Annotated in this window: 9 protein-coding genes; 1 reads left to right on the top strand and 8 read right to left on the bottom strand. The window is 58.0% G+C overall.

Translation table 11 applies throughout. From position 1 onward, the window contains the following. Window positions 1-163: 163 nt before the first annotated feature. The 3 genes from HX884_RS24155 to HX884_RS24145 form a co-directional block, all read right to left on the bottom strand. Complete coding sequence (locus HX884_RS24155) at window positions 164-1123, bottom strand: DUF523 and DUF1722 domain-containing protein (protein ID WP_029881877.1); 960 nt, start codon at window positions 1121-1123, stop codon at window positions 164-166. A gap of 102 nt (window positions 1124-1225) precedes the next feature. Further along, window positions 1226-1636 (bottom strand): hydroxyisourate hydrolase, encoded by a 411-nt coding sequence (uraH, locus tag HX884_RS24150; RefSeq protein ID WP_013094857.1) that lies wholly within the window; start codon window positions 1634-1636, stop codon window positions 1226-1228. A 99-nt stretch (window positions 1637-1735) separates the two neighbouring features. Further along, on the bottom strand, window positions 1736-2461 hold the full coding sequence (locus HX884_RS24145) for a MerR family transcriptional regulator (RefSeq protein ID WP_020686466.1): 726 nt from the start codon (window positions 2459-2461) through the stop codon (window positions 1736-1738). 117 nt (window positions 2462-2578) lie between these two features. On the opposite strand from HX884_RS24145, the gene HX884_RS24140 reads away from it, so the two are divergent. Next, complete coding sequence (locus HX884_RS24140; protein ID WP_029881878.1) at window positions 2579-3103, top strand: lipocalin family protein; 525 nt, start codon at window positions 2579-2581, stop codon at window positions 3101-3103. A gap of 3 nt (window positions 3104-3106) precedes the next feature. On the opposite strand, the gene HX884_RS24135 is transcribed toward HX884_RS24140, so the two are convergent. Genes HX884_RS24135 through HX884_RS24115 form a run of 5 tightly spaced genes read right to left on the bottom strand, consistent with a single transcriptional unit; the run spans window position 3107 to window position 8484 of the window. Next, complete coding sequence (locus HX884_RS24135) at window positions 3107-4117, bottom strand: fimbrial protein (RefSeq protein ID WP_178328914.1); 1011 nt, start codon at window positions 4115-4117, stop codon at window positions 3107-3109. Continuing rightward, a complete protein-coding gene (locus HX884_RS24130; RefSeq protein ID WP_023621018.1) occupies window positions 4117-4632 on the bottom strand; it encodes a fimbrial protein in 516 nt (171 codons plus the stop codon). Before HX884_RS24130 ends, HX884_RS24135 begins: the two co-directional genes overlap by 1 nt. Further along, the gene (locus HX884_RS24125; protein ID WP_178328913.1) at window positions 4623-7145 is read right to left on the bottom strand and encodes a fimbria/pilus outer membrane usher protein; all 2523 of its coding nucleotides are present in this window, start codon (window positions 7143-7145) and stop codon (window positions 4623-4625) included. Before HX884_RS24125 ends, HX884_RS24130 begins: the two co-directional genes overlap by 10 nt. A gap of 23 nt (window positions 7146-7168) precedes the next feature. Continuing rightward, complete coding sequence (locus tag HX884_RS24120) at window positions 7169-7846, bottom strand: molecular chaperone (RefSeq protein WP_178328912.1); 678 nt, start codon at window positions 7844-7846, stop codon at window positions 7169-7171. Window positions 7847-7899: 53 nt separating this feature from the next. Continuing rightward, complete coding sequence (locus HX884_RS24115; protein ID WP_178328911.1) at window positions 7900-8484, bottom strand: fimbrial protein; 585 nt, start codon at window positions 8482-8484, stop codon at window positions 7900-7902. Window positions 8485-8628: the final 144 nt, after the last annotated feature.

The raw sequence follows: 8628 nt of genomic DNA, 5'->3' as shown, positions 1-8628 counted from the left end.
TTTAATACGCCATTATCATGCCTTCAGCCACCACAACAAGGGAAGACCCATATATTTACAGCCTTTCAGGCGAAATGCAAAAAAGAGACGACAGTGAGGATGTCGTCTAAACGGGCTACTGCTTCGGGCCCCTGAGGGTCAATGGGGGCCTTCGCCTTATTGATTATTTAACGGCCAGACGCAGACCCAAATCATCAGGATAGGGATCAAAGTAGTTTTGCGTCATCAGATACTGATCCGGGTATTCGGCAAGGTAATGTTTTAGCAGCGTGATCGGCGCAAGAATGGGCAGAAGCCCTTCGCGGTAATGCAGGATCACGTCACGAAGCTCACCCCGCTGGCGGCTGTTAAGCTGATTACGGAAATAGCCCTGAATATGCATCAGCACGTTGGTGTGATTTTTCCGCGAGGCGGGCTTTTTCAGGATGGTCATCAGTTTTTCGCGGTACGCCTCGAAGAACGCGTCCAGATCGTCCCATTCATGCAGCGAGGCGACAAACGGACCAATCTCACGGTAACCCGCCTGATGGTGTGCCAGCAGCTGCAGTTTGTAGCGGCTGTGAAAATCCAGCAGCGCGCGGCGCGTCAGGCCGTTTTTACGCAGCGTGTTCAGTTCGTGTAGCGCAAAAACGCGCTCGACGAAGTTTTCCCGCAGCACCGGGTCGTGCAGACGGCCATCCTCTTCTACGGGCAGCCACGGCCAGGTTTCAAGGAGCGCGGCGGTGAACAGCCCGACGCCCTCCTTGCGGCCCCGGTTGCCGTTTTCATCGTACACGCGCACGCGTTCCATGCCGCAGCTAGGGGATTTTGCACAGACGATAAACCCGGCGAGATCGCCGATCTTAGGCAGATAGCTGGCCGTAAAATCGGCCATTTTCTGCGTGACGTCATCATGCGGCGGATGGCTAAAACGCATCTGCGTGTCGCCGCCGGTCGTCATGATCAAACGCAGCGCAGGGCGTGGTGTAGGCAGGCCGATGGCCATTTCGGGGCAAACGGGTCGGAAATTCACCCACTGGGCCAGCTCATCCATGACGAAACCCATACGCTTATGCCCGCCGTCAAAGCGAACGGCGGACCCGGTCAAGCAGCCGCTAATACCCAGCACAGGTTTCGTTGTCATGGTATGTTCCTCCAGAGCCAATACTTAAAACTTACACAATCTTGCTTATTTGTCCAAGTATTGGCGGAGGTATTTTTTATTTCCGTTTAAAATCAACAGGTTTTAACTGCCCTTGTAGGTTGAATAACCGTACTGACTCAGCAGAAGTGGAATGTGCAGTTTCTCGTTGGTCCGGGTGACGGTAAACAGCACCGGTACTTCCGGGAAGAATGTCTCCAGCTTTTTAGCGTGGAAATAGTCTGCGGTTTTGAAGGTCACTTTATACACGCCAGGCTGCATGTCCTGTTCCTGGGGATAGAGCGATTTGATACGTCCGTCATGGTCGGTTTTGCCGCTGGCAACCGGGATCCATTTGTCCTGCTGCTGCTTTTCCAGGGTAACGGTGACATCCGATGGCGGCATGCCGGTTTGCTGGTCGAGAACGTGTACGCTCAGCGTGCCGGCAGGGGCACTGAAGGCGGCAGGGGCAAAAGCCATGGAGGCCAGGATCAGCAGAGGGGCAGTTTTTTTCATGTTGTTTTCCTGTGAAGTTGTCAGTCACAGGAAAACGTTAGCATCTGCGGCGCGGAAAAATATTCAACTTTTCGTGAAGATTCCCGCAGGAGAAAATCATTAGAGGATAATGACCTCAAGGGAAAGCTGCTGCTGCCACTGCGCCACCTGTTTTTTCCGCGCGGCGGTCAGTTTACCGCTGGTGACCAGCAGCCATTTGCGATCGGGAAATATCTCCGGTGCCAGCGTGGCAGGGGGCGTGGGTAACACGTCGATGCGGTGACCCTGGCCGGTCCGCGACAAGGCTTCGAGCCAGATTTCACACGGGTCGTTCAGGTACCAGCCGCTGAGCAGAATGTTATCGCCCGGCGCTTTTTTATCGCCTTCAAGGCAAAACGAGGTGTAGGCGATGAGGATGCCGTCGAGGATCGCGCGCAGAGTCATGGCGGCGGCGACGTTGGCGGACACCTGGCTGCGCAGCGGACGCAGCACGTTGGTCACCAGCTCAGGTCTGGGGTATTCGCGGCCCGCGTCGTAAATCATCTGGCGCAGGGACTCGATTTTGCCCCCCTGCAGGCGTTCCAGCATGTTCTGCTGTAGCGTTTGCCAGTTGTTGGTCCGGCGGGGTACAGGGCGCTCAAGCAGGGGTTTTACCTGGCCAATGGGCACGCCTTTTTTCACCCAGTCGAGGATTTTCAGCGCCTGCTGAACGTCTTCATCGCTGTACTGGCGGTGGCCGCCCTCCGTGCGCTGTGGCTTGAGTAAACCATAACGACGCTGCCACGCCCGCAGCGTGGTGGCGGTGATGCCGCTAAGTCTGGCGAATTCGCCGATGGAGTAAGCCATGTCCATGTCCAGAGTGGAGGAATACTCTCAATATACTACGAATTTTTCAGAACGGGATGAAGCGCCGAAAGGGTGCACTACACTTAACATCCAACCGTACAAATGAAAGGAATTCTCATGAAGCTATGGCCTGTTGTCACCGGGGTTGCCATTGCGCTGACCCTTGTAGCCTGTAAATCCCCCACGCCGCCGAAAGGCGTGCAGCCTATTTCCGGTTTTGATGCCAGCCGCTATCTCGGCAAGTGGTATGAAGTCGCCCGCCTGGAGAACCGCTTTGAACGCGGGCTGGAGCAGGTGACGGCCACCTACGGCCAACGGAGCGATGGCGGAATCAGCGTGCTTAACCGGGGTTACGACCCGGTGAAGAACAAATGGAACGAGAGTGAAGGCAAAGCGTACTTTACCGGCGCGCCAACCACCGCCGCGCTGAAGGTTTCGTTCTTCGGCCCGTTCTACGGCGGCTATAACGTCATCAAGCTGGATGATAAGTACCAGTACGCGCTGGTCAGCGGCCCGAACCGCGACTACCTGTGGATTTTGTCGCGCACGCCAACCGTGCCGGACGCGGTGAAGCAGGATTACCTGAACACCGCGCGCAGTCTGGGCTTCCGGGTCGATCAGCTGGTGTGGGTAAAACATTAACCCCTACTGGTACGAGAACGTAATGCTTGCCAGCGCGTTCGCCGAGCCGGGGACCAGTTCGCCGGTTCGGATGTATTGCGCCTGGAACGGCAGCGACAGGGTTTGTGCCGCAGTGGTGCTCTGGATAAAGAACTGATTGGTTGTGCCCGCCGCCGAGCTGTCCGGCCCCATCATCAGCGGGTCGGTACCGTTATAGAAAAACTGCACCCCTACGCCGGACGCGGTGGAGTCGCCGGTCAGCGTCACCACCGACGAGGTGTTCGACGGCGTGGTCTGATCGGTCATCACCGCGCTCACCGCGACGTTCGCGTCACAGGTCAGGCTGACGTTAAACGCACCCGAAGGCGATGTACTGCCCACAGTAGTCAACGTGCGGATATCGATCGTACCCAGATCGACGTTCGCGCTTTTGGTGCCCACCGTACAGCCGCTCGCCGTCACGGTGATGGTGGTGGGGTTAATGATGACCTTTGCCGTTTTGACCTCGTTGTTATAGGCGGTTAGCACCGCGGCGTTGATAGTCGGAATTTGATACACGCCGGATTTCAGGGCGACACCGGTTTTTATGAAGGTGACCTTTGCAGACCACCCCAGATCCTGGGTGCTTGTACTGGTGCCTTCTGCCGGATAGCTCTGCGTCACACCGGTTTGCAGGGGAATGTATTTGGTCCCATTAAAATCCTTCAGCCCGATGATATACCCCACCCCCGGCACGCCGGTTTCAAAAATGGTGTAGTTCACCCCGTCGACGGTGACCGTCATCCCGCTTGAGATCGCGCTGCTGCTCGGCTCCAGCGTGCTTTTAGTGCAGTGAAAAACAAACCCACACCAGAACACCTGTTGTACGCTGACGGAGGCGCTCCAGGTGGAGCCGATAATGCTCCCCGGCACCACCGAATCTGCCGGGCCGCTGTAGGTCATCGGCTGCGGGGAGAGGGTGATATCTGATTTCCATTCCATCGCCTGTGCGCTGGCGCAGAGCAGTAATCCGCTAATAAACAAGAATAAACGCATCATTGATACTCCGTGGTCCAGGTGGCAAAGGCGGAGACGTCTCCGGCATTCACCGGCGCGCCCGTGGCGGCCAGCCGAGCGTAGAAGGTCATCTCTACGCTGTCATCGCCCGGCGTGCCCCGGGCAGTGGTTTGCGTGTCGAGGGGGATCAGCCCGCCGTCTTTATCGAGGATCTGCACCGCCACGCCGGTGGCGCCGCCGTCGGCAATTTTCACCAGCTGCGGGTTGTCGTTATCCGGCGTGCCGCTGAAGCGGATTTTGACCCCGGCAAAGGTTGGCCCGCACGCTTCAAGCCTGATCGTGAAGGGCGTTTTGATATTGCTGACCGCGCCTGCACGGGGGAATTGTTTAATCCCGATGGTGCCCAGCGGAACGTCCTGCTCTTTAGAGTCCGCCGCAACAACGCAGGTGTTGCCGATCAAATTCCCGGTGACGGAAACCAGCACGTCATAGCCGCGAACCGGGAACGTGAAGATCAGCAAAGCGATGCTGAACGTCCGAAGCGTTACTGACATACCACCTCCTGTGAATAGAGCCCGGTGCGGGCGTTATAGCTCTGCTTGTTCAACGCGTAGTTGATGGTGCAGCGCTGGTCGCTGTTGCGCCCCCATACGGCACTCAACGTGCCCTGCTCGGTTAACCCCGACAAATACAGGCTGCCGCCGTCGCCGACGATGCCGCTGGTTTTGTCATCGTTCAGTGAGACCAGCGTGCCGAAGGGCAGCACGTCGTTGCCGCGGCGCACGACAAACATCGCTTTTTTCCCCTGGCGTGTGACAAGGGTGGCGCGAACCAGCGCGCCGTCGGTCGGCGTTTTGTTGACGATGGCATTCTCCAGCTCCACGTCATTACCTGCGGTTGTGACATCCAGCGCGACCTGGTTCACGCGGTACGGCGTGGCGTAGGGGATCACCGCGTAGCCCCGGCTGTCGGTTTTGATACCCTTGTGGTTAAGCACGGCAACGTCGCTGGCGCCCGGGGCTTTCACCAGAATGTTGGTGTTGCCGAGCGGCTGGCTCAGCGTCAGACCATCTTCATGCAGCACCGCGCCGCCGCTCATCCCGTAGCTGAGGTTGCGGGAATCGCGGGTGTAGCTGTAGCCCAGGTTGTAGTCTCCTTTTGCGCCTTCGTATTGCAGCGTGGCGTCGCCGCCGTAGTGCTGCTGTGCGCTATAGCGCTGGTTGACGCTGTAAAACAGGTTCTCCTGGCCCGGCAGATAACCGCTCACGCCGGTACTGGCCGTAGTGCCGGTAGAATCCGCATGGGTGGTGGTAAAGCGGGCGCGGGTCGACAGCGCCGGGTTGCCCAGCGGCACCGAAAGTGACATCGCCAGCACGTTATCTTTTTTGTCGTCATACAGGCTGGCGCTGCGCTGAACGCTGACGCCAAGCGACACGTTACGAAACGTGGCGTTCCACGCGAACTGCAAACTTTGCGTGGTTTTCGACGTGTTCCAGTAGGTTTGCTGATCCCACGACAGCGACAGCGAACCGTATTGCCCCATCGGCTGTGACAGCAGCAGCTGGTTTTTGGCCTTACGCGACATGCGCAAGTTATATACCGTGTCGTAGTGGGTGGTGACGGTGCCATCGTCTTCCACAATCTGCTTTGGGGATCCGCCCGCCATGCCCTTGTACGTGGTATCGCTCAGGGTATAAAACCCTTTCGTTGAGTAGCGCAGCGAGAAAAAATTAACCCGCGTGCCGATATCATTCAGCAGCTTGCTGTAACGCAGGCGCACGGAATCGCCGGTGTAGTGCTGGTCGTCCGCCAGCTGGCTGCGGGCGTGGGTCAGGTCGATGGAATACGCGCCAAAGCGCCCCAGGTTCTGCCCAATCCCGAAGGCCAGACCGTTATAGCGATCGGCAAACTGCGCCCCACCGTAAAACGTCAGGCCATAACGCCAGCCGAAGAACAGCTCGCCCTGCGCGAAAGAGGGCGCATCCTGATGGCCCATCGGACGATATTTCCCTGCTCCCAGGGCATATTTCAGCTGTCCGTTACGCACCAGGTTTGGCACGCTGGCATACGGAAGCGTGTACTGCGTCTGGCTGCCGTCGTTCTCCTGGATCGTGACCGCGAGATCGCCCCCGGAAGAGGTCGGGTAGAGATCTTTCAGCACAAACGCCCCCGGCGGCACTGAGGTTTGATAAATGATGTTGCCGTTCTGGCGAACCGTCACCGTGGCGTTGCTGCGGGCGATGCCGCGCACTTCCGGCGCATAGCCGCTCAGGCTGGCAGGCAGCATATTGTCATCGGTTTTCAGGGCAATGCCGCGCAGGCCCACGGCGTCGAACACCTGGGCGGAGGTATACGTTTCCCCGGCGTAAACCTGCGCGTTCAGGGCGGGAATATCCCGCTGCAGCCAGGTCTGCACGTGGGTGAGTTCGTTAGTATCTTTGGTCCACGTGGTGAAATCACGCAGCCGCCACGCGCCGAGATTGATACCGCTGTTCAGGCTCGCAAACAGCTGCTGGTCGCGCGTGCGCGTCTCGCCCTGATAGTCATTGTTCGAGCCGTTTACCACATAGTTCAGCCACGCGGCAGGAATGCCCGCTTCCCAGCTTTCCGGGCTGACATACCCGCGCGGCAAATTGCGCATCGCGCTCTGCGGTACGGTGAAGCTGAGGGAGAGCGTCTGCTGGTCAAAATCAAACCGGGTATCGGCAAACGCCTCCGTCAGAAAAATGCAGCGCTGCGCGAGCGGCACTGCGCCGCCTTTCGCCTGCTGGCTGTCGATGCCCAGCGCCGCGATCTGTTCAGGCGTGAGGCATGGCAGGGCTTCCCCTGTATTTTCAGCGGTGCGGAACGTGACATTGCCGGTGAACGCATAGTTGTTATTGATATACACGTTGAGGTTGTGATCGCCCGGCGGCAATGCGCTCCCGGCGTTGACCCAGGCGAGATCGGCGCTGTTGGCGCTCTCACCGTTGAGGAACGCAGGGTTAAATTGCAACGCGCTTTCAGCCGCCATGGCCTGCCGAATTACCAGGGAGATCACCGTGGCACACAGGATTTTTCTTTTCACGTGGTCACGCCTCACAGTCGGGATTATTGGGACAATGCCGCGCGTGTCGCGGGCGTCCATGCGCCGTAATCGTTAATGGTCTGGTAGCTCACGCTGCTGGCGTGGCTGAAGGTTTCGCCCAGCGTTACGCTGGATTTCGGCGGCACCATTACCGGCTGTACCGGCATACCATCGATTTTCAGGTTGATGGTGGTGAGGTAGTACGGCGTTGGGTTGCTAAGCGTGACCTTTCCGCCGCGATAGGCTCCGGTCAGGCTTTTCCAGGCGTCCCCTGCGCCTTGCCCAAGGCTCTCCGGGCGATAAAACACCTTGATGCGGTTTGCCGAAGCAAACTGCAGCGAATTGCCGGAACCGCTTTTGGTCTGCTGTGGAATGGCTTTCACCGTCATCCAGTAGAGCGTTTCGCGATCCTCTGACAGGGCTTTACCGTTAAACATGATTTTCACCGCGCTTTCGCTGGCCGGTTTCATGACGAACAGTGGCGGCGTAATAACGAAGTCGTTGGTTTTTTGCCCTTTTTCGTTTTCCATCCATGACTGGATCAGGAACGTGGCGTCGGGATGCGTGTTCCTGACCTGCAGCATGGACTGGTTGGTAGTGCTGGAGTAGACCATTCGCGTGGCGCCCAGCCCTACGCCGCCTGCATATGCGGCGGATGAACATAATGAAATAGCCAGACAGATCCCTGCTTTTGCGCGCATGGTGCGTCTCCTTAAAGCTGAGTCAGGCCCGGCCAGCGAACCGGGCCTGAAAATTACGAGTAGGTAACGGTGTAGGTTGCAACCGCGCTGGCATCACCCGCCGTGGCGTTGCCCTGCGGTGAGTAATATTTCGCGCTGAAGTTCAGGGTGTTGGCCCCCGCACGCAGAGGAATGGCGGCGGCAGGTTCACCCAGCTTCACCACTTTGCCCTGCTCGTCGTACAGGCGAATCGCAACGTGCTGCGCCGAGTTAGCGCCGCCGTTTGCGCCAACGGCCAGGCTGTCGGCATCGGCCGCATCCGGCGTACCGGTGAAGGTCACGGCCACGGTGGTGGCGGCAATCGGGTTGTCTTCCGTTGAGGCGGAGGTATCGGCGATTTCGCAATCTTCCAGGGTAATGGAGAAGGCTTTCGCGGTGCTGGCTTCACTGCCTGCCGCGGCTAGCGTGGCGGTACGCACTTCGCCCATGTCGACATCAATGTTGGCGCTGCCAGCACTGATGGCGCAGGCTGAGGTCACCACCTTGCCGCTGAAGTTCACCGTACCGCCGCTGGTGGTTGCAGCGAACGCCGACCCTGCTGGCAGTACTGCCGCAACGGCGACGGCAAGCAGTGTTTTCGTTTTAAATTGAGCTTTCATTGTCCTGATTCCATGTTGTCGTTATGTCGGGTTGTGCTCTTGGTCGACAGATCTAACTGGTTAAAAAGACCAGCAAATCTGTCTTATTTCTGAGACTTTGTTGAATAAATCGAACTTTTGCTGAGTTGAAGGATCAGATCACGC

Source organism: Enterobacter sp. SECR19-1250, from assembly GCF_013391025.1.
Taxonomy (GTDB): Bacteria; Pseudomonadota; Gammaproteobacteria; order Enterobacterales; family Enterobacteriaceae; genus Enterobacter; species Enterobacter cloacae.
This window is presented reverse-complemented; position numbering and strand designations above follow the sequence as displayed.

What these genes read in the sequence shown, in the direction of transcription:
- HX884_RS24155 (WP_029881877.1), bottom strand. Translation starts at nt 1,123, where the DNA reads ATGACAACGAAACCTGTGCTGGGTATTAGCGGCTGCTTGACCGGGTCC.
- uraH (WP_013094857.1), bottom strand. Translation starts at nt 1,636, where the DNA reads ATGAAAAAAACTGCCCCTCTGCTGATCCTGGCCTCCATGGCTTTTGCC.
- HX884_RS24145 (WP_020686466.1), bottom strand. Translation starts at nt 2,461, where the DNA reads ATGGCTTACTCCATCGGCGAATTCGCCAGACTTAGCGGCATCACCGCC.
- HX884_RS24140 (WP_029881878.1), top strand. Translation starts at nt 2,579, where the DNA reads ATGAAGCTATGGCCTGTTGTCACCGGGGTTGCCATTGCGCTGACCCTT.
- HX884_RS24135 (WP_178328914.1), bottom strand. Translation starts at nt 4,117, where the DNA reads ATGCGTTTATTCTTGTTTATTAGCGGATTACTGCTCTGCGCCAGCGCA.
- HX884_RS24130 (WP_023621018.1), bottom strand. Translation starts at nt 4,632, where the DNA reads ATGTCAGTAACGCTTCGGACGTTCAGCATCGCTTTGCTGATCTTCACG.
- HX884_RS24120 (WP_178328912.1), bottom strand. Translation starts at nt 7,846, where the DNA reads ATGCGCGCAAAAGCAGGGATCTGTCTGGCTATTTCATTATGTTCATCC.
- HX884_RS24115 (WP_178328911.1), bottom strand. Translation starts at nt 8,484, where the DNA reads ATGAAAGCTCAATTTAAAACGAAAACACTGCTTGCCGTCGCCGTTGCG.